Genomic DNA, 21,489 nt, shown 5'->3' on the forward strand with positions numbered 1-21,489 from the left:
GACTGGAGCAACCGACTTGAAACTCGCCCTCGCCCCGATCCAGTACTACTGGCCGCGCGACACCGTCTTCGCCTTCTACGAGGAGATGGCCGCGGCTCCCGTCGACATCGTCTACCTCGGCGAAGCCGTGTGCTCGCGCCGCCACGAACTGCGCCTGCCCGACTGGCTGGCGCTGGCCGACCGCCTCGAGCAGGCCGGCAAGCAGGTCGTACTCTCGACCCAGGTGCTGATCGAATCCGGCTCCGACCTGGGCACCCTGCGCCGCATCGCGTCCAACGGCCGCCACCTGGTCGAGGCCAACGACATGGGCGCGCTGCAGTGCATGGCCGGGCGCCCCTTCGTCGCCGGCCCCCACCTGAACCTGTACAACGCACCATCCCTGGCGATCGTCGCACGCGAAGGGGCAGTGCGCTGGGTCATGCCGCTGGAAATGTCGCGCGCCTGCCTGGAGCAGGTGCTGGCCCGGCGCCCTGCCGGCCTGGAGACCGAGGTCTTCGCCTACGGCCGCCTGCCGCTCGCCTTCTCCGCGCGCTGCTTCACCGCGCGCCACCGCAACCTGCCCAAGGACGACTGCCGCTTCAGCTGCATCGACCACCCCGATGGCCTCCTGATGGAAACCCGGGAGAAGCAGCCCTTCCTGGTGCTGAACGGCATCCAGACCCAGTCGGCCCTGGTCTATAACCTGGCCGCCGAGATCCCGGCCATGCGCGCGGCCGGTGTCGACGTGCTGCGCCTCAGTCCCCAGTCCGCCCGCATGGGCGAGATCGTGGCCCTGATGCGCGCCGCCGTGGACGGCGCGCTGGCCCCGGCCGACGCCGCGGCCAGCATGGCGCCGCTGATGCCGGCCGCCGCCTGCGACGGCTTCTGGCACGGGCGGCCCGGACTGGAACAACACCCCGCCTGAAAGGCGGACCGTACACGAAAGGACAGCTCATGCATACACAAGCGCAACACCTGCCGGCGCCGCTCGGCCGCCTGCTCTCCCTGCTTCCCGCCTACCCCGGCTCGCGCCTGTTCGCCTGCGCCCTGAACCTGGCCGTGGTGCGCCACCTGCCCGAGGACGTGCGCTCCACGCTGGCCGGCAAGCGCCTGCGCCTGCGCACCAGCGACGCCGGCATCGCCGTCGACTTCAGCTGGGACGGGCGCGCCTTCCGTCCCGTCAAGCCGGGCGCCGGCGCCGACCTGACCATCAGCGCCAGTGCCCACGACTTTTCCCTGCTGGCCCGGCGCAAGGAGGATCCGGACACGCTGTTCTTCAGCCGGCGCCTGGTAATGGAAGGCGACACCGAGCTGGGCCTGCTGGTCAAGAACACCCTGGACGCGGTCGACGCGCCCCTGTTCGACCCGGCCGCGCTGGCGCCGCGCAGGGTGCTCGGCAAGCTGTTCCCGCCGCGCCGCCCCGGCCGCCCATCCACCGGGCATTGAAGGAGGACCCCGTGGCCAAGGACCGCAGCAGTTTCCCCCTGGTGTATTCATGCTCTGGCTGCTCCAGCGCGGCCCAGATGGCGAACCACGTCGCCCTCGAGCTGGACCGCCTCGGCGTGGCCGAGATGTCCTGCGTGGCCGGCGTCGGCGGCGACGTGCCCTCGCTGGTCAAGCTGGCGAAATCCGGACGTCCCGTCGTCGTCGTGGACGGCTGCCCGCTGGTGTGCGCCAGGAGCTGCCTGGCGCGCCACGGCGTGGCCCCCACCCTGCACTGGCAGCTGGGCGAACACGGCGTGCGCAAGCGCTATCACGCGGGGTTCGAGGCTGAGCAGGCGCAAGCGATGGTGGATGTGGTGGCCGAGGGTGTCGCCGCCCTCGCACCGTGCTTGCTTGAACCAGTTTAATGCGCCCGCGCCGCACCCGGCGGATAGTGGCGAGACCATTCCCCAACCGGATCCACGCGATCCTCTGACCCGAGAACCATGAACGCAAACGACCAGATGTTCGCAGCCACGATGCCGGCGCAAGAGGTATCCGTCGACGTGCTGCGCGAGAAGTACGCGAAAGGAAACGAGACCACTATCGCCGAGGTGCGCGCCCGCGTCGCGCGCGCCCTCGCCGCCTACGAGCCCGAAGGGTTGCGCGCCGAGATGGAGCAGCGCTTCCTGTGGGCCCAGGAGCACGGCTTCGTACCCGCCGGACGCATCAATTCCGCCGCCGGCCTGGGCATCAAGGCGACCCTGATGAACTGCTTCGTGCAGCCGGTGGGCGATTCGATCACCGGCGCGCACGACGGCCTGCCGGGCATCTACACCGCCGTGGCCGAGGCAGCCGAAACCATGCGCCGCGGCGGCGGGGTCGGCTACGACTTCAGTCCGATCCGGCCGGCCGGCAGCGCCGTGCGGGGCACCCGCTCGCGCGCTTCGGGACCGGTGTCCTACATGGAAGTGTTCGACGCCTCCTGCCGTACGGTGGAGTCGGCCGGCGCGCGGCGCGGCGCGCAGATGGGCGTGCTGCGCATCGACCACCCCGACATCGAACGCTTCATCGCCGCCAAGGACGGCGGCGCCTTCAGCAACTTCAACCTGTCGGTCGGTGTCACCGACCACTTCATGCACGCCGTGCTGGGCGACGCTGAAGTCGAGCTGTGGCACCAGGCCGAGCCGGGCGAGGAACTGCTGGCCGCCGGCGCCGAGCGCCGCGAGGACGGCACGTGGGTCTACCGCCGCACAGGCGCGCGCGCCCTGTGGGACAAGGTGATGCGCTCGACCTACGACCATGCCGAGCCCGGCGTGCTGTTCGTCGACCGCATGAACGCGGAGAACAACCTCTATTACGCCGAGCGCTTGTGCGCCACCAATCCCTGCGGCGAGCAGCCGCTGCCGCCTTACGGATGCTGCGACCTCGGTTCCGTGAACCTCACGCGCTGCGTGCGCGAGCCCTTCACGCCGGGCGCCTACTTCGATTTCGCCACCATGCGCGAAGTCGCGGGCATCGGAGTGCGCATGCTCGACCTGGCACTGGACGCCACCCAATGGCCGCTGCCGCAGCAGGAACAGGAAGGACGCAGCAAGCGCCGCGTCGGCCTCGGTTTCATGGGACTCGGCAGCGCCCTTGTGATGTTGGGGGTGCGCTACGACAGCGATGAAGGCCGCCAGTTGGCCGCCCGCATTGCCGAGGAACTGCGCGATGCGGCCTACGCCGCCTCGGTCGCGCTGGCGCAGGAAAAAGGGGCCTTTCCGCTGTTCGACGCCGACGCCTACCTGGCGGGCCAGTTCGTGCGCCGCCTGCCCGAGGAGCTGCGCGCGGCGATCGCGCGCCACGGCATCCGCAACTCGCACCTGCTGTCGATCGCTCCGACCGGCACCATCTCGCTGGCCTTCGCCGACAATGCCTCGAACGGCATCGAGCCGGCCTTTTCCTGGGTTTACCAGCGCAAGAAGCGCATGCCGGACGACAGCCTGCGGAGCTACGAAGTGGCCGACCACGCCTGGCGCCTGTACCGCCAGCTCGGCCATGACGTGAGCGACGACGCCGCGCTGCCGCCGCAGTTCGTCACCGCGCTCGCGATGTCGGCCCACGACCACCTGCGCATGATGGAGGCGGTCCAGCCCTACGTCGACACCGCGATCTCGAAGACCGTCAACGTTCCCGCCGACTATCCCTACGAGCAGTTCAAGGATCTCTACACCGACGCCTGGCGCGCCGGCCTCAAGGGCCTGGCGACCTACCGCCCCAACAGCGTCACCGGCAGCGTGCTGAGCGTGGCGCCAGAGCCCGCGGCTGCAGGCGACGTCGATCCGCTACGCAAGCGCTTCGAGAGCCGTCCCCTGGGTGAACTCGAGTCGGTGACGTCCAAGGTTGAATACACGACCCAGGAAGGCAAGAAAGCGGTCTACCTGACCATCAGCTTCATCCGCGCCGAAGGGGTACTGGACGGACGCGAAGTCGCGATCGAGCGGCCGTTCGAGTTCTTCATGCCGGCCAACCAGCGCAGCGACGGGCAGCAGTGGATCACCTCGACCATGCGCCTGTTGTCGCTGGCCGCGCGCGCCGGCAGCTCGATCGCCAAGGCGCTGGCCGACATGCGCGAAGTAGTCTGGGAAAAAGGCCCGGTGCGCTGCGGCTTCCTGACCCGCGAGGACGGCGTCCAGGTCCCGGTCTACCACGACTCGGAAGTCGCGGCGATCGCCTTCATGCTGCAGCGTGTCCTGATCCGGCGCGGCTTCCTCGACGCCTGGGGCAACCAGGTCCCAGTACAGCAGCTGGACCGGCAGCTCGCGCTGCGCGGCCAGGGGCCTGTCCAGCACCAGCCGGAGCCCCAGCCCGTGCCAGGACCTAACGCCGGCAGCGCCGCAAAATGCCCCGAATGCGGAGCCAGGACGCTGCACAAGGTCGACGCCTGCGCGCGCTGCGCCGAATGCCACTACATCGGCAGCTGCGGCTGACGCCCTTCCTGCGCCGCTTGCCGAAACCTGAAACTGGTTCAAGGAAAGCGGCGCGCGGTCCGGCTAAGATGAATCCATCGCTCCTCCTCACTTCTCAAGGAAACAACATGGAACACAGCCTGCAACTCTCCGCGACGCTCGACCATCCGGGCGTGGAAAAAATGTTTCAGACCCTGCGCTCGGTCCCGGGCGTGCGCGCGGTCGAAGCCACGGCCGGCAGCAGCCGGGTCTATGTGCAGTTCGACGATAGCCTGACCTCGGCGCAGGAGATCCGCACCAGCGTCAGCCGCTCGGGTTTCCCGCTGCTTGCGAGCGCGCCGCACTCAGGCGGCGGGTGCTGTGGTTCGTGCGGCGGGCACTAGACCTTACAGGACCGAATAGAATTGCCCCGGCTGCGCCCTTGCGGGTGCGGCCTTTGCCGTTGCCGGAGTGCCGAAGGCGATAAAGCACACCGCTTCCTCATGGCATGCAAGGCCCAGCAATGCGCGCATCGCGGCGTGGTGCATCGCGCCTCCGCTGGCCAGGCCGCTGGCGAAGTCCAGGCACTGGGCGGCGAGCAGCATGTTCTGGATCGCGCAGCCCAGCGACACCAGCTTTTCCGCACGCGGAGGCGCTCCGGCGGCAGGATCATCGACCAGTACCGCCGCTATCAGGCAGGGAGCGTGGAAAGCGCGCTGGCGGGCGGCGGCGAGGGCCTCGTCGCCGCAATCCGGGTCGCGCTCGGCCAGCGCCGCGGCGAACACGGCGCCGAGCTCGGCGCGCTTGTGGTCCGGAATGAGGATGAAACGCCATGGCAGCAGGCGCCCATGGTCGGGGGCGCAGGCCGCCGCCTCCAGGATACGGTGCAGGTCGTCCTGGTCCGGCCCGGGCGCCGCCAGGCGCCGCGGAAGCGTGTTGCGGCGCGCGGCCAGGTGCGCAAGCAGCGCGTGGGAGGTGCGAGGGTCTTGCATAGGTTCTTCCTTTGCCTGGCGGCGACGTCGCCGCCCTCCGAGTATAGACAGCGCGGCCGGCGCCGTCCGCCCTCCCGACGATCTAGTACCGAATGCCTAGTCTCTCTAGTCCGTCGTGCCGACTGCGCCCGCCGCTTGCCGTCTTTACAATGGCGCCAGCATCGACTACGGGACCGCACCATGCATATTCAACTTCGTTTCTTCGCAAGCTTGCGCGAAGCCCTGGGCACGTCGGGCGAGCGCATCCAGGTACCGCAGCACCTCGCCACGGCCGGCGACGTGCTGGCGCTGCTGCGCCGGCGCGGGAGCCCATGGGACGCCGCGCTCGGGCCGGAGCGCGCCTACCGGATCGCCGTCGACCAGCGCATGGGCGGCCTCGCCAGCGCCATCCACGACGGCGCCGAGCTGGCGGTATTCCCGCCAGTGACGGGAGGCTAGCGATGCCGGTACGTCTCCAGCACGAAGACTTTGACCTGAACGCCGAACTGGAGCGGCTGCGTGCCGGCCGCCCGGAAATCGGCGCCGTGGTCGCTTTCGTGGGCACGGTCAGGGACTTGGGAGCCGGCGGCGTGGTCACGCTGATGGAGCTCGAGCACTACCCCGGCATGACTGAAGCGGCACTGGAAGGCATCGCCGCGCTGGCGATGCGCCGCTGGCCGGTCACGGACGTGCTGGTCGTGCACCGCATCGGCGCCCTGCAGGCACGCGAGCAGATCGTGCTGGCAGCCGTGGCGGCCCCGCACCGCAGCGACGCCTTCGCGGCCTGCGAATTCGTCATGGACTACCTGAAGACCCGCGCGCCGTTCTGGAAGAAGGAATGCGGCGCGGCCGGCACGCGCTGGGTCGAGGCGCGCGAGCAGGACGAAGCGGCGCTTGCGCGCTGGGAAGCGGCCGCCCCTGAGCGCCGCCGCGCGCTTGCCCGCCCATGAATCCAGCGCCCGCGAACCCTCCTTCCTCCGTGCTCACCCTGCATGCGCGCGCCGAGGCCGACCTGCGCCATCTGCTCCCGCGCGTCGGCCCGGTGCTGGCGGCCATGCTCATCGTGTACACGGCATGGGACTTCCTGCTGGACCCGGCACACGTCCTGCAATCCGGCATGACCCGGGTGGCGTTCGCCGCGCTGGCCGCCATCGCCTTCTGGCCCGCCGTCCCCAACTGCTCGGCGCACCAGCGGGCGGCATGGGCGCACTGGATGCTGTCCAGCGGTGTCATCCTGGCCAGCGCCCAGCTCGACGGCGGTCTGGTGCAGGGCGTGGGCGGCATCGTGATCGGCCTGTTCCTGGTGCCCTTCATCGCGAACGGCAGCGCGCACTTCGCCAAGATCGTATCGCCCCCGGCCCTGCTGTTCGTGGCGTGCAGCGCCCTTGCCTGCACCCTGCCGGAACTGCTGCGCGGCATCCTGCTGTACGCGTCGGCGCTGGCCGTGGCCTTCGTGCAGATGCACATCGCCGCCGCGCTCCGCCGCCACGCGCTGGCGGTCGAATCCAGGCTGGTCCAGGAAGCCAGCCACGACCCGCTCACCGGCATCCATAACCGCGCCTGGCTCAGCCAAGCGGCTGCGCTGGCGTTCTCGTCGTCCCGGCGCTACAGGACGGAGCTGGCCTTCGCCATGCTGGACATCGACCATTTCAAGCGCGTCAACGACACCTACGGCCATCAGACCGGCGATGAAGTCTTGAAGGCCGTGGCGCGCACCATCCAGGGCGCCCTGCGCGAGACCGATCATGCCGGCAGGTTCGGCGGCGAGGAGTTCTTCTGCATCTTCCCCCAGACGTCCGACGCCAGCGCGCGCCTTTGCGCCGAACGCATCCGGCAAGCCATCGCCGCGCTCGAAGTCCCGGCCCAGGACGGCACTGTGCGCGTCACCATCAGTATCGGCCTGGCGCGCATGCAGGACGCGCACGCCACATGGGAGGAGGTGCTGAAGCAAGCGGACGAGGCGCTCTACGCCGCCAAGCAGTCGGGCCGGAACTGTGTCAGGGTCGCCGGCGACCGCGACGGCACGGAGCCGGTGGCATTCCGGGAGGATTCCGCCCTGGTTTGACCTAGGTCAAGGACGGCGCGCGGACCGCTCCTCTATCGTGCAGTGACGTCAACGATTGCTCAGTATCATGCTTTCCATTTCTTCGGCCCGGCCATCTTTCTCTTTCCGCCGTATCGCTTGCGGCATCCTGTTCTCGCTGATCCATGCCGCGGCCGCCGCCCTGCCGCTGCCCTGGCTGGCGAACGGGCAGGAGCAGGCGCGCCAGGCGCTGCGCCTGCTGCTGGATGCCGCCTCGCACGGCCTCGACCCGGCGCACTATGACGCCGACGCATTGACGCGCAGGCTGGGCGCACTGGAAATGCTGGAGGATTCCGCCGGCACCACGGCGTTCGAGCGCGACCTTGGCGCCGCAATGGGCCGCTACCTGGCGGACCTGCATGCCGGCCGCACCGCCTCGCCCTACCGTCCCGCGTCGGGCGCCGCGGCCGCCTTCGACCCCGCCTTGCAGCTGCACCTTGCGCTGGACGCCAAGCGCCTGGCGCAGGCGGTCGACCAGGCCGCGCCGGCGATCCCCTTGTACGCCAGGGTCAGGTCGGTGCTGGCACAGTACCGGGAACTGGCGCGGCTGTATCCGGAATGGCCATCGCTGCCGCCCGCCGGCCAGGCAGGTATCGCTGCCGGCAGCGCCTACGCCGGCAGCGCGCTGCTGCGCGAACGCCTGCAGCTGCTGGGCGACCTCGGCGAGGACGACGCCCCCGACGGCGAGCAGACCTACACACCCGCGCTTGCGGCCGCGGTCCGGCGTTTCCAGTCGCGCCACGGACTGGTCGAGGACGGCGTGCTGGGCCCGGGCACCCTTGCCGCCTTGTCGGTGCCGCTCACCCACCGCGTCGCCCAGCTTAGCCTGACCCTGGAACGCCTGCGCTGGATGCCGCCGCCGCCTGACGGCCGGCTGGTGGCGGTCAACCTGCCCGCCTACCGCCTGTGGGCCTTCGACCTAGGCAGCCGCTCCTGGACGGCCCCGCTCGAAATGCGGGTCATCGTCGGCAAGGCTGCCAGGACGCCGACCCCGCTGTTCATCGGCCAGATGCGCTATCTCGAGTTCAACCCTTACTGGAATGTGCCGCGCAGCATAGAGCTTGGCGAAATCATCCCCAAGCTGGCGCGCAATCCAGCCTACCTGGAACAGCACGACATGGAGCTGGTGGGGGCCGACGGCCAGGTGCTGCCGGCGGCGGGCAGCCAAGCGCTCGCCCGCCTGCGCGCCGGCACCGCCCGCACCAGGCAGCGCCCGGGCCCGTCGAACGTGCTCGGGGAGGTCAAGTTCGCCATGCCGAACCCGATGAACATCTATCTGCATTCGACCTCCTCGAAGGAGCTGTTCGCCCGCACACGCCGCGACCTGAGCCACGGCTGCATCCGCGTGGAGCGTCCGGCGGAACTGGCGCAATTCGTACTCGCCGATCCGGAACAGTGGAGCGCGGAGCGCGTGGCCGACGCGATGCGCCCGGGACCGACTCGCACGGTGAGGCTGCGCGCACCGGTGTCGGTGGTCCTGTTCTACGCGACCGCGCTCGCAGACCGCGACGGGCGCGCCTTGTTCGCCGACGACATCTATGGACTGGACCAGCCGCTGATCCGGGCCCTGCGCGCCGATTGAGGGCCATGCGGCTTGACGCATGCGGCGGCCGATGCGATCCTAAATTGATCCACATCAATTACTGCGCAGCGGCGCTCAAAGTACAGTCCAGACGTCACTTTCACAACAGAAAGGAAGTCCATGTACAAGACAATATTGGTTCACGTCGACGAAACCGCCCGCTCGGCGCAGCGCACCGAGGTGGCAGCGGCCATGGCGCTGGCCAGCGATGCCCGGCTGATCGGCGTCGCCACGACCGGGATTCCCGCCTATCTGTTTCCCACCGACGGCATGGTGGCCGCGGGCCCCCTGGACATCGTACCGCTGGAAGAGGTGCGCAGCCAGGCAGAACGCTCGCTCGACCTGTTCGAGGCCGCGGCGCGGCGCGCGGGCGTGACCGCGGTCGAACGGCGCTGCTTGGACGAGGATGCGGGCATCGCCATCAGCCTGCAGTCGCGCTACAGCGACCTGGTTGTCATCAGCCAAGCCTCCCTCGATGAATTCCTGCCGCGCCAGCGCAGCGACTTTCCCGACTACGTGGTGCTGAACGCCGTCGGGCCGGTGCTGGTCCTCCCGGGCGCCTGGAGCGGAGCCGTTCCCGGCACGCGGGTGGTGGTGGCGTGGAATGGCAGCAAGGAAGCGGCGAGGGCAATCGCAAGCTCCCTCCCCGTCCTGCGACAGGCGCGCCAGGTCGACCTGGTCGTGTTCGATCCCGTCAGCACGCGCGGAGCGCATGGACAGGAACCGGGAGCGGACATGGCCACCTACCTGGCGCAGCATGGCCTGCGGGTCGAGGTCACCGTCACCGGGGCCGGACGCGACGAGGACAGGGCGCTGCTAGCCTTTGCCGCCGCCAAGGAGGCGGACCTGATCGTCATGGGCGCTTACGGTCGCTCGCGCTTCAGCGAGATCATGCTCGGCGGGATGACGCGCTCGCTCCTGGCGACCTCGACCATCCCGCTCTGGATGGCGCATTAAGCGGCGGGACCGCCGAGCATGGCGCACGGCTGGACCTGAGCGATGCACATCACCCAGCACCCCACCCATACGCTCGACCTGCGCGTGCGCGAGCTCGCGCAGCTGTTCAATTCGCTCGATCCCGCACCCTTCCTGAACCGCGACCTCGATCATCTGTGCGAAGCCTTCATCGAGAGCTGGGCGCTGCCGCTGCCGCTCGACAGCCACCTGCGCCTGGCGATCCATGTCGAGAATCCGGACCTGCCGCACGATGCCGGCGAGATGGTCGCTGATGCCGTGCATAACTATTACACCTACAAGATCGGACTGGTCCAAGGTGAGCTTGGGCAGCTGCTGCGCCAGGGGCGGACCAGTCTCGCGATCGGCGTCGGCTTCGTCGCGTCCTGCCTGCTGCTGGCCGAGCTGATCACCGGCCTGGTGCCCGGCCATGGCGGGAAGATTGCGCGCGAAAGCCTCACCATCATCGGCTGGGTGGCGATGTGGCGCCCGGTGCAGATCTTCCTCTACGACTGGTGGCCACTGAAGCGACGGATCAAGACCTATGAGAACCTGCGGTTCGCGCAGGTAAGCGTCGTCCCTGCCCCGGCCGCCGGCTCGGCCTCGGCGCTCGAGCATCGGCGCGGGCGAAATGTTCCTGAAAATCTGGTGCCACCGGACAAACTCTGACCGTAAGCGAAGCAGGCTGATCGGTCCTACCGAAGTTCTAGCGACCTTCACGCTGAGTGCCAATCATTGCGACGGCTCCCCAGACGCTCTGACTTTTGCTATTCATGAGGATAAGCAGCACTCAAATACCGGAGCGGAAATGCAAATTGCCGGCATTAGCCGGCAATTTGTTCATTCTGATTTGGATCAACATCCAATAGCTGGATGTGTTTAAACTGGAGGCGAGGACGGGAGTCGAACCCGTCTAGACGGCTTTGCAGGCCGCTGCATAACCGCTTTGCTACCTCGCCAGAAGATAGTGTAGATCTGCTGAGCTGGCGGGTTATGTGCCGCATCAACAGGAGAAGTGAAAGTCTTCTCGGAATTCTGGAGCGGGAGAAGAGTCTCGAACTCTCGACCTCAACCTTGGCAAGGTTGCGCTCTACCAACTGAGCTACTCCCGCTTAGGAGTACAACGTATTTTTGTAAAACCTTTGGAGCGGGAGAAGAGTCTCGAACTCTCGACCTCAACCTTGGCAAGGTTGCGCTCTACCAACTGAGCTACTCCCGCATTGGAGTCTTACTGTATTGCAGCGCCAGCCTGAACTGGAGCGGGAGAAGAGTCTCGAACTCTCGACCTCAACCTTGGCAAGGTTGCGCTCTACCAACTGAGCTACTCCCGCGTACAAGACACCGATTATCGCAGACTTTTGACATTTATTCAAGATTGCTGCCTTCTGCAATCTGGAGCGGGAGAAGAGTCTCGAACTCTCGACCTCAACCTTGGCAAGGTTGCGCTCTACCAACTGAGCTACTCCCGCTTTGTCTTTCGTCTGCTGCGATGTTGTCGCAACAGGCAGGCATTATAGAGATTCTATTCTGTACGTCAAGGATGCCACGGAACAAATTACATGGTCCCCGCTTTTTCCTTGATCAGGGGCCAGGCGCGGCGCAGGTAGTACAGCATCGACCAGACCGTCAGCACGCCGGCGATCCACAGCAGGTACTCGCCCCAGTAGTGGGTGTCGAGCGTGTCGAGCAGGCGGTCGTGGAACAGCAGCATCGGGATGGCGGTCATCTGCGCGGCGGTCTTGATCTTGCCGAGCGAGCTGACGGCCACCGATTTGCGGGCGCCGATCTCGGCCATCCATTCGCGCAGGGCCGAGATGGTGATCTCGCGGCCGATGATGATGAAGGCAATGATGGCGTTGACCCGGTCCAGCTGGACCAGCACCAGCAGCGCACCGGCCACCATCAGCTTGTCGGCCACCGGGTCGAGGAAGGCGCCGAAGGCCGAGGTCTGGTTCCAGCGGCGCGCCAGGTAGCCGTCGAACCAGTCGGTGACGGCGGCCACGATGAAGACCAGGGTCGCGGCCAGGTTGCGGTCGGCCAGCGGCAGCCAGTGGGTGGGCAGGTAGTAGACACCAACAACCAGGGGAATGAGCGCGACGCGTAACCAGGTCAGGAGGATCGGGATGTTGAAAGGCATATGGTAACGGCTGAATACCGCGAAAAGTGCTTGCGCCGCTAGTCTACATGGGTATTGCTTGTTGGACTAGGTAGCTCGTCTGTATGGGGTGGAAGGATGCGGGGTGGGTGGGCTGGCAAACCTGGGTCCCCGCCTGCGCGGGGATGACGTTTGAACGCAGCGGACTACGGACGTAGTACATGCCCACAGCTTAGAAACCGTCATCCCCGCGCAGGCGGGGACCCAGGTTAGTCGCGCAGCCGACAAATAAAAACCGGGGCATACGCCCCGGTCCCCGACATCAATGCAGCTGCCGGTAAATCTCCTCCGCCAGCGTGCTCGAGATCCCCTCCACAGTCATCAGGTCCTCCACGCTGGCGTCGATCACCCCGCGCAGCCCGCCGAAGCGCGCCAGCAGCTTCTGGCGGCGCTTGGCGCCGATGCCTTCGATCTCTTCCAGGCGCGAAGCCTGGCGGGCCTTGGCGCGCTTGGCGCGCATGCCGGTGATCGCGAAGCGGTGCGCCTCGTCGCGGATCATGGCCACCAGCATCAGCGCGGCCGATTCCTTGCCCAGCTCCTTGGGCGCGCGGCCGTCGGCGAAGATCAGGGTCTCCAGGCCCACGCGGCGGCCCTCCCCTTTCGCCACGCCGACGATCATCGAGATGTCCAGGCCCAGCTCCTCGAACACCTGGCGCGCCATCTCGACCTGGCCCTTGCCGCCGTCCACCAGCACGATGTCGGGCATCACGCCCTCGCCGTTGGCCACGCGCTCATAGCGGCGGGTGAGCACCTGGCGCATCGCGGCGTAGTCGTCGCCCGGGGTGATGCCGTTGATGTTGAAGCGGCGATATTCGCCGTTCTGCATCTGGTGGTGGTGGAACACCACGCACGAGGCCTGGGTCGCCTCGCCCGCCGTGTGGCTGATGTCGAAGCATTCGATGCGCAGGGCTTCCAGGTCCTCGTTCTCGATTTCCAGCACGTCGGCCAGGGCCGTGGTGCGGGCCTGCTGCGAACCTTGTTCCGACAGCAGCCGCGCCAGTGCGATCTCGGCGCCCTTGCAGGCCATCTCCAGCCACTGGCGGCGCTGGCCCTGCGGCTGGAACACCAGGTTGATGCGGTGCCCGCACTGCTCGGCCAGGGCCATGATCAGCTCCGGCTGGTCGAACTCGATGTTCAGGATCAGGGTGCCGGGGATGAACTGGCCCGCGTAGTGCTGGGCCAGGAAGGCGCACAGCACCTCGACCTCGATCGGGCATTCCCCGAGCGACTCGCCGACATGGGTCGGGAAGTAGGCGCGGTCGCCCAGGTGGCGTCCTCCGCGCACCATGGCCAGGTTGACGCACGCGCGGCCGCCCTGCACGGTGACGGCGATCACGTCGACGTCGGCGTCGCCGGTAGTCTCCATGCTCTGGGCGTGCAGCACCTTCGACAAGGCCTGGATCTGGTTGCGGATCGCGGCCGCCTTCTCGAACTTGAGCTCCATGGCGAAGCCCTGCATCTTCTGCTCCAGGTCCTGCAGCACCTCGGTCTGGCGCCCGCGCAGGAAGCGCGCGGCGTTGTCGACGTCGCGCTTGTAGTCCTCGGGGGCGACCAGGTTGACGCAGGGCGCGCTGCAGCGGCCGATCTGGTGCAGCAGGCAGGGACGCGTGCGGTTGCTGTAGACGCTGTCCTCGCAGGTGCGCAGCATGAACACCTTCTGCAGCAGCTGCATCGATTCCTTGGCCGCCCAGCCGCTCGGGAACGGCCCGAAGTACTGGTTCTTCTTGTCCAGCGCGCCGCGGTAGTAGGACATGCGCGGCGCGTCCCCGCCGGAGATCTTGATGTAGGGGTAGGACTTATCGTCGCGGAACAGGATGTTGTAGCGCGGCTTGAGGGTCTTGATCAGGTTGTTTTCCAGGATCAGGGCCTCGGCCTCGCTGCTGGTCACCGTCGTTTCCAGGTTCGCGATCTGCGACACCATCATCGCGATGCGCGGGCTCGACAGGGTCTTCTGGAAGTAGCTCGACACCCGTTTCTTGAGGTTGCGCGCCTTGCCGACGTAGAGCACCCCCTGGTTGGCGTCGAGATAGCGGTAGACGCCCGGCAGGTCTGGCAGCTTGGCGACCGTCGCCAGCACCTGCTCGCGCGCCGAGGCGCTGGGCTGCACGCCCTCGCTGGCGTCCTTGCTGATGGTGGCGGCCATTTCTTCCTTGCGCGCCTGCCATGCGTCGGGACGCACGCGCGGCGCCGAGGCGTCCTTGGCCTTGGCCTTGCCGGCGCGTGCGGGCTTGGCGGGGACGGCCGGCATGGCCGCGCCCGAGGCGGCCGCATAGGCGACCGGCGCTTCCGCTACTTCCTTGGATGGCGCCGGCTGCTCCGGCGGGACTGGGGGCTGTACTTCCTTGGTCACTTGCGTTCTACTCGGTTGGGGCCTGGGTCACGATCACGAAGGCGACGCCGTAGTCGGCTTCGTCGCTGATCGAGACCTGGGCGCTGAGGCGGTTGGCGCGCATGAATTCTTCCAGGGCGCCGCTGCAGACGATCATCGGCTTGCCGCTCGGGGCGTTCAGCATCTGCATCGAGCGCCAGGTCATGGGCATGCGCATGCCCAGGCCGATGGCTTTCGAGAACGCTTCCTTGGCCGAGAACCGGGTGGCCAGGAAGCGCAGGCCGCGCACGGCGTTCTTGGCGCTGCGCGCGTGGTATTTTTCCAGTTCCTGCGGGCCGAGGATCTTCTCGGCGAAGCGCGGGCCGCTGCGTGCGAGGGCGGCCTCGACACGCGAGATCTGGACGATGTCGGTGCCGATGCCGTAGATCACGTCAGGCTCCCGCTTTTCCCGCATATTGAACACCGAGGCGGGCGGCGACCATGATCGCCTTCATCTCGCGCACCGCGTTCTCCCAACCCGCGAACAGGGCGTGAGCGACGATCGCGTGGCCGATGTTCAGCTCGTGGATGTCGCGGATCGCGGCCACCGGCTGCACATTGGTGTAATGCAGGCCGTGGCCCGCGTTCACGCGCAGGCCGCGCGTGACGCCGGCGTGCACGCCCGCCTTGATGCGCTCCAGTTCGCGCAGGGCTTCCTCGCCCTCCGCTTCGGCATAGCGGCCGGTGTGCAGCTCGATCACGGTGGCGCCGACCGCGCGCGAGGCCTCGATCTGCTGTTCGTCGGCGTCGATGAAGAGCGAGACGCGGATGCCTTCCGCCTTGAGCTGCCGGACGGCCGCCTCGACTTCCTTATAGTGGCGCACCACGTCCAGGCCGCCTTCGGTGGTGACTTCCTCGCGCCGCTCCGGCACCAGGCAGACGTCCTGGGGCTTCACCTGGCAGGCGAAGTCGATCATCTCGCGCGTCACCGCCGCTTCCAGGTTCATGCGGGTGGCCAGCTGCGGGCGCAGGGCCAGCACGTCGGCGTCCTTGATGTGGCGGCGGTCCTCGCGCAGGTGCAGGGTGATCAGGTCGGCGCCCGCCTGCTCGGCCAGCAGCGCGGCGCGGATCGGGTCCGGATACACGGTGCCGCGGGCATTGCGCACGGTGGCGATGTGGTCGATGTTCACGCCCAGGTCGATTACCGGGCCGGCGGGGTGCAGGAAGCTCATAGTATTGTTTATAACTGCATCAAATCGATCAAAATCTGGCGCGTATTGAGCGGCTGCCCGCCCAGGTGGTGCGCCAGCAGGAAGCGCATCAGCTGCTTGCTTTGCGCCTGGGTGGCCGGGTCCTCGTAGTCTTCGCGCTCCATGTCGAGCAGGCATTTTCCGCTCACCACGGGCCAGACGTCGCTGACAAGCGCGGAGCGCGGACCGCGTTCGGGGTCGATCACGTAGCTTCCGGCCGGCTCGACCGGCGCGCGCGTGGTCGTGCAACGGCCCAGGTCGGCGGCGACGCCAGTTTCCTTAAGTAAGGCCCTTTCGAACTTTCGCAAGACGATTTGCGCGGGTTCGCCGTGGGCCAGCTGGTTCAGGGTAGAAACGTAGTGGTCGAACAGGGCCGGATGCTTGTCGTCGCGCGCCAGCAGCTTGACCAATAGTTCGTTCAGGTAGAAGCCGCACAGCAGCGCGGTCTTTTCCAGGGGCAGCATGCCGCCCACCCATTCGGCGTCGATCAGGGTGCGCAGCTCGGACTTGCCGCTGAAGGAGACCGAGAGCGGCTGGAAGGTCTGCAGGACGCCGCGCAGCTTCGACAGCGGGCGTTTGGCGCCCTTGGCCACCAGGCCCACGCGGCCGTGGTCGCGCGTGAACATGTCGACGATGAGGCTGGTTTCCTTGTAGGGATAGCTGTGAAGCACGAAGCCGGGCTGGCCCGCCACCCTGCCCTCGCGCACCGGGGTGCGCGGCTTGATGCGCCGGTCCGGCTGCTGGGCGGTCTGTGCCGCAGGCTGTCCTGCGGGCACAGGTGCGTCCGCCGCGGGCGGCGCCATCAGTTCGTGCGCGTCGTCGAGGTCGTCGTTGGTGGGCATGGGTGCGTGGCGGTCCCCCTGCGGCGCTTACTCGTAGCCGTAGGCGCGCAGGCCCGCTTCGTTGTCGGCCCAGCCGGACTTGACCTTGACCCAGATCTCCAGGTACACGGGGCCGCCGAACAGCTTTTCCATGTCCAGGCGCGACTGGGTCGAGATCTCCTTCAGGCGGGCGCCCTTGTTACCGATGATCATGGACTTGTGCGTGTCGCGCTCGACCAGGATGGCGGCGAAGATGCGGCGCAGGTTGCCTTCCTGCTCGAACTGTTCGATCAGGACCGTGCTGGTATAGGGCAGCTCGTCGCCCAGCAGGCGGAACACCTTTTCGCGCACGATCTCGGCGGCCAGGAATTTCTCGCTGCGGTCGGTGATGTCGTCCGGCCCGAAGATCGGCTCGTTCTCCGGCAGGTGGCGCTTGATCTCGTTTTCGAGGGCGTCGACCTGGAAGCGCAGCTTGGCCGAGACCGGCACCACGGCGGCGAAGTCGCGCAGCGCCGCGATCTTCTGCGCGAAGGGCATCAGCACCGCCTTGTCCTTGATGCGGTCGGACTTGTTGATCACCAGGACCACCGGCACGTTCTTCGGCAGGAGGTTCAGCACCTGCTCGTCGGCCGGGCCGAAGGTGCCGGCTTCGACCAGGAACAGGATCACGTCGGACGAAGTCAGCGTGTTCGAGACGGTCTTGTTGAGCGTCTTGTTCAGGGCGTTGGCATGGCGGGTCTGGAAGCCCGGGGTGTCGACGTAGATGTACTGGGCGTCGTCGCGGGTCTGGATGCCGGTGATGCGGTGGCGCGTGGTCTGCGCCTTGCGCGAGGTGATCGACACCTTGGCGCCGATCAGCACGTTCATCAGGGTCGACTTGCCGACGTTGGGGCGGCCGACGATGGCGATGTAGCCACAGCGGAAAGCTTCTTGGGTGCTGCTCATGAGGTGGTTCCTGGTTGTTCTGGTGGCGCCGCGGCTTGCGCCGGGCTGTCGCTCTGGACGGTCGCGATGCCCGCCAGCTTGAGCTGGGCGGCGCGGGGTTTGGTCTTGCGGCCGCCGGCCGGCTTGTTCAGGGCCTGCTGGGCGACTTCGAGGGCGAGGCGCGCGGCGGCCTGCTCGCCGGCGCGGCGGCTGCCGCCGCGGCCGAAGACCTGGATGTTCAGCTTGGGCACCAGGCATTCGACTTCGAATTCCTGGCTGTGGGCGGCGCCATGGGTGGCGACCACGTTATAGGTCGGCAGCGAGATCTTCTTGCTCTGCAAAAATTCCTGCAGCAGGGTCTTGGCGTCCTTGCCCAGGGTGGACGGATCGACCGTTTCCAGCAGCGGAATGTAGAAGGCGCGGATCACGTCGCGCGCGGCGTCGAAGCCGGTATCGAGGAAGATCGCGCCCAGCAGCGCTTCCAGGGTGTCGGCCAGGATCGATGGGCGGCGGAAGCCGCCCGACTTGAGCTCGCCCTCGCCCAGGCGCAGGAACTGCGACAGTTCCAGTTTCTGGGCGATCTCGAACAGCGCCTGCTGCTTGACGAGGTTGGCGCGCAGGCGCGACAAATCGCCTTCGTCGAGGGTGGTGAAGCGTTCGTACAGGATCGATGCCACGACGCAGTTCAGGATCGAGTCGCCCAGGAATTCCAGGCGCTCGTTATGCAAACTGCTGTGGCTACGGTGGGTCAGGGCTTGCTGAAGCAGCCCGGCATCCCGAAACGTATACCCCAAGCGTGTTTGCAATAACTGAAGATTCATTGTCGATGCCGTCTCTCGCCCGGCCTGCGCCGGGTCCTTTCGTGTTTTTACTGGGGCGCGTCGGCTGCCGCCGCCACGCCGCTTGGGTCGGTGGTCCCGGCGAAGTCGATCACGAGGCTGACATTGCCCGCCAGCGGCACCCGCTTTTCGTAGGCAAAGCTGACTTCCGGCTCGCCGCCGTCGCGCGTGATCACCAGGTCGCGGCCGCGCACGGCGTCGACGTCATTGATGCCGGCGTTGCGGTCGAAGGCCGCCTGCATCTCGCGCACCGTGCCGCCCGCTTCCTTGGCCTTGACGATGGCGTCCTTGACCGCGTTGTATTCAAGATAAGCCGGGATCAACTTGAGGGCGAAGACCGCCACGATGCCGATCACGACCAGTACCAGGATCAGGCCGGTCAGGGACACGCCCCGCTCGGCGCCCACGACATACTGCTTGCTGCTTACCTTGCTTACCTGCATGTTTGCGCTCCCCGCGTCAACGGATGCCGCCAACCCGGCTCGGCTGGCTGAAGTTCATCCAAACGACGATCGCCTTGCCAACGATGTTCTTGTCAGGAACGAAGCCCCAGTAGCGGCTGTCCTGGCTGTTGTCTCGGTTATCGCCCAACATCAAATAGTTGCCTTCCGGTACGATACAGGTAAATTTATCGTAGGAATAGTCACAGGCTTCGCGATGCGGGAAGTTCTCGACATTGCCGAGATCGAGCGTAGGCCGGTTTTCGGTGTTCAGGATGCGGTGCGCGGTCTCGCCTTCCTTGCCCGGGAGCTTTTCCACCAATTGCTTGTGGTAGACCGGGTGCTGGTCGTCCAGGTAGTCGTCCAGCGGCGTGTACTCGACCGGCTTGCCGTTCACCGTCAAGCGCTTGTTCTCGTAGGTGATTTTATCACCCGGCACGCCAACGACGCGTTTGATGTAATCCTGGCTCATGTCCTTCGGATACTTGAACACCATCACGTCGCCACGCTGGGGATCATTGATCTGGATAATCTTCTTGTTAATGATCGGCAGGCGGATGCCATAGGTGTACTTGTTCACCAGGATGAAGTCGCCCACCAGCAGGGTCGGCACCATCGACGAGGACGGGATCTTGAACGGCTCCCACAGGAAAGAGCGCAGCACGAAGACCAGGGCGATCACCGGGAAGAAGCTGCCCGAGTACTCGATCCAGGTCGGCTGGCGCAGGATGCCCTGCTCGATCGCGTGGCGGCTGCCGTTGCTGTCGACCTTGATGCCGTCCGCCACCAGCTTGGCGGTGCGGGCATCGTATTCGGCCAGGGCGGCGTCAGCCTTGCGGCGGCGCTGCTTGGCCAGGTAGAACACATCCAGGCACCAGATAACGCCCGTGATGACCATCGCGACGAACAGGATCAGGGCAAAGTTGCCCAGGATGGGTTGCAGGTTCATTATTTTTCTTCCACCTGGAGAATGGCAAGGAAGGCTTCCTGCGGAATCTCCACGGAACCGACCTGTTTCATGCGTTTCTTACCGGCCTTCTGCTTCTCGAGCAGTTTCTTCTTGCGGCTGACGTCGCCGCCGTAGCACTTGGCCAGCACGTTCTTGCGCAGCGCCTTGACGTTCTCGCGCGAGATGATGGTGGCGCCGATCGCGGCCTGGATCGCGACGTCGAACATCTGGCGCGGGATCAGTTCGCGCATCTTGGCGGCCACCTGGCGGCCGCGGTAAGGCGCGTTGGCGCGGTGCACGATGATCGCCAGCGCATCGACCTTCTCGCTGTTGATCAGCATGTCGACCTTGACCACGTCGGCGGCGCGGTTTTCCTTGAACTCGTAGTCCATCGAGGCGTAGCCGCGCGAGGTCGACTTCAGGCGGTCGAAGAAGTCCAGCACGATCTCGGCCATCGGGATCTCGTAGTGCAGCTTGACCTGGCGGCCGTGGTAGGCCATATCCATCTGCACGCCGCGCTTGCCGTTACACAGGGTCATCACCGAGCCCACGTATTCCTGGGGCATGTACAGGTTGACGTCGACGATCGGTTCGCGCACTTCGTTGATCTTGGACGGCTCCGGCATCTTGGACGGGTTGTCGACGCGCACGATCGAGCCGTCGCGCATCTCGACCTCGTAAACCACGGTCGGGGCGGTGGTGATCAGGTCCATGTCGAACTCGCGCTCGAGGCGTTCCTGCACGATCTCCATGTGCAGCAGGCCCAGGAAGCCGCAGCGGAAGCCGAAGCCCAGCGCCTGCGAGACTTCCGGCTCGTACATCAGGGCGGCGTCGTTCAGCTTCAGCTTTTCGAGCGAGTCGCGCAGCGCGTCGTACTGGTTGGCCTCGACCGGGAACAGGCCGGCGAAGACCTGGGGCTGGACTTCCTTGAAGCCCGGCAGCGGCGCGGGCGCCGGCTTGCTCGCCAGGGTCACGGTGTCGCCCACCTTGGCGGCGGTCAGTTCCTTGATGCCGGCGATGATGAAGCCCACCTGGCCGGCCGACAGTTCCGGCAGCGAGACCGAGCGCGGGGTGAACACGCCGATGTTCTCGACCAGGTTCACGGAACCGGTCGCCATCAGCAGGATCTTGTCCTTCGGACGCAGGGTGCCGTTGACCACGCGCACCAGCATCACGACGCCCACATAGGGGTCATACCAGGAGTCGACGATCAGGGCCTGCAGCGGCGCGTCCGGGTCGCCCTTGGGAGGCGGCACCTTGGCGATCAGGGTCTCGAGCACGTCTTCCACGCCCAGGCCGGTCTTGGCCGAGCAGGTGGTGGCGTCGGACGCGTCGATGCCGATCACGTCCTCGATTTCCTTCTTGGCGTTGTCCGGGTCGGCGTGCGGCAGGTCGATCTTGTTCAGGATCGGCACCACTTCAACGCCCAGGTCGAGCGCGGTGTAGCAGTTGGCCACGGTCTGGGCTTCCACGCCCTGGCTGGCGTCGACCACCAGCAGCGCGCCTTCGCAGGCCGACAGCGAGCGCGAGACTTCGTAGCTGAAGTCGACGTGGCCGGGGGTGTCGATCAGGTTCAGGTTGTAGGTCTGGCCGTCGCGCGCCTTGTACTGCAGCGCCGCGGTCTGGGCCTTGATGGTGATGCCGCGCTCGCGTTCCAGGTCCATCGAGTCGAGCACCTGCGCGTCCATCTCGCGCTCCGACAGGCCACCGCACAGCTGGATGATGCGGTCCGCCAGGGTCGATTTGCCGTGGTCGATGTGGGCGATGATGGAAAAGTTACGTATGTTGTTCATTAACAAAGCTCAAAACCAAAAGGGCCGCACAAGGCCGGCATCCGGGCGCTGCCATCAAGCAGCGGAATAGGAAAAAAGCGCCGCGTCGG

At 66.7% G+C, this 21,489-nt stretch carries 22 protein-coding genes and 5 tRNA genes; 11 read left to right on the top strand and 16 right to left on the bottom strand.

Annotated features, from left to right (window positions below):
- The first annotated feature begins 16 nt into the window (after positions 1-16).
- From KBW98_RS07925 to KBW98_RS07945, 5 genes are all read left to right on the top strand, one after another.
- On the top strand, positions 17-904 hold the full coding sequence (locus KBW98_RS07925) for a U32 family peptidase (protein ID WP_211519586.1): 888 nt from the start codon (positions 17-19) through the stop codon (positions 902-904).
- A 29-nt stretch (positions 905-933) separates the two neighbouring features.
- Complete coding sequence (locus tag KBW98_RS07930) at positions 934-1,425, top strand: SCP2 domain-containing protein (RefSeq protein ID WP_211519587.1); 492 nt, start codon at positions 934-936, stop codon at positions 1,423-1,425.
- An 11-nt stretch (positions 1,426-1,436) separates the two neighbouring features.
- The gene (locus tag KBW98_RS07935) at positions 1,437-1,829 is read left to right on the top strand and encodes a putative zinc-binding protein (protein ID WP_211519588.1); all 393 of its coding nucleotides are present in this window, start codon (positions 1,437-1,439) and stop codon (positions 1,827-1,829) included.
- Between the two features lie 78 nt (positions 1,830-1,907).
- On the top strand, positions 1,908-4,373 hold the full coding sequence (locus KBW98_RS07940; RefSeq protein ID WP_211519589.1) for an adenosylcobalamin-dependent ribonucleoside-diphosphate reductase: 2,466 nt from the start codon (positions 1,908-1,910) through the stop codon (positions 4,371-4,373).
- Between the two features lie 107 nt (positions 4,374-4,480).
- Entirely contained in the window at positions 4,481-4,735 is a 255-nt protein-coding gene (locus KBW98_RS07945) for a heavy-metal-associated domain-containing protein (RefSeq protein ID WP_211519590.1), read from the top strand.
- A 3-nt stretch (positions 4,736-4,738) separates the two neighbouring features.
- On the opposite strand, the gene KBW98_RS07950 is transcribed toward KBW98_RS07945, so the two are convergent.
- Positions 4,739-5,323: a nitroreductase family protein gene (locus KBW98_RS07950; protein ID WP_211519591.1), complete on the bottom strand. Its 585-nt coding sequence runs from the start codon at positions 5,321-5,323 to the stop codon at positions 4,739-4,741.
- 180 nt (positions 5,324-5,503) lie between these two features.
- Between KBW98_RS07950 and KBW98_RS07955 the strand changes: the two genes are divergently transcribed.
- From KBW98_RS07955 to KBW98_RS07980, 6 genes are all read left to right on the top strand, one after another.
- The gene (locus KBW98_RS07955) at positions 5,504-5,761 is read left to right on the top strand and encodes a MoaD/ThiS family protein (protein WP_211519592.1); all 258 of its coding nucleotides are present in this window, start codon (positions 5,504-5,506) and stop codon (positions 5,759-5,761) included.
- A 2-nt stretch (positions 5,762-5,763) separates the two neighbouring features.
- Positions 5,764-6,252: a molybdenum cofactor biosynthesis protein MoaE gene (locus tag KBW98_RS07960; RefSeq protein ID WP_211519593.1), complete on the top strand. Its 489-nt coding sequence runs from the start codon at positions 5,764-5,766 to the stop codon at positions 6,250-6,252.
- Positions 6,249-7,367, top strand: a complete 1,119-nt coding sequence (locus KBW98_RS07965; RefSeq protein ID WP_211519594.1) for a GGDEF domain-containing protein — start codon at positions 6,249-6,251, stop codon at positions 7,365-7,367. Before KBW98_RS07960 ends, KBW98_RS07965 begins: the two co-directional genes overlap by 4 nt.
- Before the next feature lie 67 nt (positions 7,368-7,434).
- On the top strand, positions 7,435-8,967 hold the full coding sequence (locus KBW98_RS07970; RefSeq protein ID WP_211519595.1) for a murein L,D-transpeptidase: 1,533 nt from the start codon (positions 7,435-7,437) through the stop codon (positions 8,965-8,967).
- 120 nt (positions 8,968-9,087) lie between these two features.
- Positions 9,088-9,924, top strand: coding sequence for a universal stress protein (locus KBW98_RS07975; protein ID WP_211519596.1), 837 nt, complete (start codon positions 9,088-9,090; stop codon positions 9,922-9,924).
- Between the two features lie 42 nt (positions 9,925-9,966).
- Positions 9,967-10,590: a hypothetical protein gene (locus KBW98_RS07980; RefSeq protein WP_211519597.1), complete on the top strand. Its 624-nt coding sequence runs from the start codon at positions 9,967-9,969 to the stop codon at positions 10,588-10,590.
- Between the two features lie 216 nt (positions 10,591-10,806).
- Here KBW98_RS07980 and KBW98_RS07985 read toward each other — a convergent pair.
- The 15 genes from KBW98_RS07985 to lepA all read right to left on the bottom strand — a co-directional run bounded on the left by KBW98_RS07985 (position 10,807) and on the right by lepA (position 21,400).
- Positions 10,807-10,880 (bottom strand) — tRNA-Cys (locus tag KBW98_RS07985).
- 77 nt (positions 10,881-10,957) lie between these two features.
- Positions 10,958-11,033: transfer RNA gene (locus KBW98_RS07990), tRNA-Gly, on the bottom strand.
- A gap of 31 nt (positions 11,034-11,064) precedes the next feature.
- Positions 11,065-11,140 (bottom strand) — tRNA-Gly (locus KBW98_RS07995).
- Between the two features lie 36 nt (positions 11,141-11,176).
- Positions 11,177-11,252, bottom strand: a tRNA-Gly gene (locus KBW98_RS08000).
- Positions 11,253-11,314: 62 nt separating this feature from the next.
- Positions 11,315-11,390 (bottom strand) — tRNA-Gly (locus tag KBW98_RS08005).
- Positions 11,391-11,476: 86 nt separating this feature from the next.
- Positions 11,477-12,058 (bottom strand): CDP-diacylglycerol--glycerol-3-phosphate 3-phosphatidyltransferase, encoded by a 582-nt coding sequence (pgsA, locus tag KBW98_RS08010; protein ID WP_211519598.1) that lies wholly within the window; start codon positions 12,056-12,058, stop codon positions 11,477-11,479.
- A 280-nt stretch (positions 12,059-12,338) separates the two neighbouring features.
- Entirely contained in the window at positions 12,339-14,219 is a 1,881-nt protein-coding gene (uvrC, locus tag KBW98_RS08015) for an excinuclease ABC subunit UvrC (RefSeq protein WP_229429054.1), read from the bottom strand.
- A 214-nt stretch (positions 14,220-14,433) separates the two neighbouring features.
- A complete protein-coding gene (gene acpS / locus KBW98_RS08020) occupies positions 14,434-14,835 on the bottom strand; it encodes a holo-ACP synthase (RefSeq protein WP_211519599.1) in 402 nt (133 codons plus the stop codon).
- A gap of 1 nt (position 14,836) precedes the next feature.
- Positions 14,837-15,616: a pyridoxine 5'-phosphate synthase gene (locus KBW98_RS08025; RefSeq protein WP_211519600.1), complete on the bottom strand. Its 780-nt coding sequence runs from the start codon at positions 15,614-15,616 to the stop codon at positions 14,837-14,839.
- A gap of 8 nt (positions 15,617-15,624) precedes the next feature.
- On the bottom strand, positions 15,625-16,476 hold the full coding sequence (gene recO, locus KBW98_RS08030) for a DNA repair protein RecO (RefSeq protein WP_211519601.1): 852 nt from the start codon (positions 16,474-16,476) through the stop codon (positions 15,625-15,627).
- A gap of 27 nt (positions 16,477-16,503) precedes the next feature.
- Positions 16,504-17,400 carry a GTPase Era gene (gene era, locus KBW98_RS08035; protein ID WP_211519602.1) on the bottom strand — a complete coding sequence of 299 codons (897 nt, stop codon included), beginning with the start codon at positions 17,398-17,400 and terminating at the stop codon, positions 16,504-16,506.
- Entirely contained in the window at positions 17,397-18,200 is an 804-nt protein-coding gene (gene rnc / locus KBW98_RS08040) for a ribonuclease III (RefSeq protein ID WP_211519603.1), read from the bottom strand. The genes era and rnc overlap by 4 nt, the downstream gene beginning before the upstream one ends.
- Positions 18,201-18,247: 47 nt before the next feature.
- A complete protein-coding gene (locus tag KBW98_RS08045; protein WP_211519604.1) occupies positions 18,248-18,661 on the bottom strand; it encodes a DUF4845 domain-containing protein in 414 nt (137 codons plus the stop codon).
- Positions 18,662-18,677: 16 nt separating this feature from the next.
- Positions 18,678-19,607, bottom strand: coding sequence for a signal peptidase I (gene lepB, locus KBW98_RS08050; protein ID WP_211519605.1), 930 nt, complete (start codon positions 19,605-19,607; stop codon positions 18,678-18,680).
- Positions 19,607-21,400 carry a translation elongation factor 4 gene (gene lepA / locus KBW98_RS08055; protein WP_211519606.1) on the bottom strand — a complete coding sequence of 598 codons (1,794 nt, stop codon included), beginning with the start codon at positions 21,398-21,400 and terminating at the stop codon, positions 19,607-19,609. The genes lepB and lepA overlap by 1 nt, the downstream gene beginning before the upstream one ends.
- Positions 21,401-21,489 lie beyond the last annotated feature (89 nt).

Source organism: Massilia sp. ST3 (assembly GCF_018119405.1).
Taxonomy (GTDB): Bacteria; Pseudomonadota; Gammaproteobacteria; order Burkholderiales; family Burkholderiaceae_D; genus Telluria.

Bases quoted from the DNA above. Each gene is read 5' to 3' on its own strand.
- KBW98_RS07930 (WP_211519587.1), top strand. From the start codon at position 934: ATGCATACACAAGCGCAACACCTGCCGGCGCCGCTCGGCCGCCTGCTC.
- KBW98_RS07940 (WP_211519589.1), top strand. From the start codon at position 1,908: ATGAACGCAAACGACCAGATGTTCGCAGCCACGATGCCGGCGCAAGAG.
- KBW98_RS07945 (WP_211519590.1), top strand. From the start codon at position 4,481: ATGGAACACAGCCTGCAACTCTCCGCGACGCTCGACCATCCGGGCGTG.
- KBW98_RS07950 (WP_211519591.1), bottom strand. From the start codon at position 5,323: ATGCAAGACCCTCGCACCTCCCACGCGCTGCTTGCGCACCTGGCCGCG.
- KBW98_RS07955 (WP_211519592.1), top strand. From the start codon at position 5,504: ATGCATATTCAACTTCGTTTCTTCGCAAGCTTGCGCGAAGCCCTGGGC.
- KBW98_RS07960 (WP_211519593.1), top strand. From the start codon at position 5,764: ATGCCGGTACGTCTCCAGCACGAAGACTTTGACCTGAACGCCGAACTG.
- KBW98_RS07965 (WP_211519594.1), top strand. From the start codon at position 6,249: ATGAATCCAGCGCCCGCGAACCCTCCTTCCTCCGTGCTCACCCTGCAT.
- KBW98_RS07970 (WP_211519595.1), top strand. From the start codon at position 7,435: ATGCTTTCCATTTCTTCGGCCCGGCCATCTTTCTCTTTCCGCCGTATC.
- KBW98_RS07975 (WP_211519596.1), top strand. From the start codon at position 9,088: ATGTACAAGACAATATTGGTTCACGTCGACGAAACCGCCCGCTCGGCG.
- KBW98_RS07980 (WP_211519597.1), top strand. From the start codon at position 9,967: ATGCACATCACCCAGCACCCCACCCATACGCTCGACCTGCGCGTGCGC.
- pgsA (WP_211519598.1), bottom strand. From the start codon at position 12,058: ATGCCTTTCAACATCCCGATCCTCCTGACCTGGTTACGCGTCGCGCTC.
- uvrC (WP_229429054.1), bottom strand. From the start codon at position 14,219: ATGGCCGCCACCATCAGCAAGGACGCCAGCGAGGGCGTGCAGCCCAGC.
- KBW98_RS08025 (WP_211519600.1), bottom strand. From the start codon at position 15,616: ATGAGCTTCCTGCACCCCGCCGGCCCGGTAATCGACCTGGGCGTGAAC.
- recO (WP_211519601.1), bottom strand. From the start codon at position 16,476: ATGCCCACCAACGACGACCTCGACGACGCGCACGAACTGATGGCGCCG.
- era (WP_211519602.1), bottom strand. From the start codon at position 17,400: ATGAGCAGCACCCAAGAAGCTTTCCGCTGTGGCTACATCGCCATCGTC.
- rnc (WP_211519603.1), bottom strand. From the start codon at position 18,200: ATGAATCTTCAGTTATTGCAAACACGCTTGGGGTATACGTTTCGGGAT.
- KBW98_RS08045 (WP_211519604.1), bottom strand. From the start codon at position 18,661: ATGCAGGTAAGCAAGGTAAGCAGCAAGCAGTATGTCGTGGGCGCCGAG.
- lepB (WP_211519605.1), bottom strand. From the start codon at position 19,607: ATGAACCTGCAACCCATCCTGGGCAACTTTGCCCTGATCCTGTTCGTC.
- lepA (WP_211519606.1), bottom strand. From the start codon at position 21,400: ATGAACAACATACGTAACTTTTCCATCATCGCCCACATCGACCACGGC.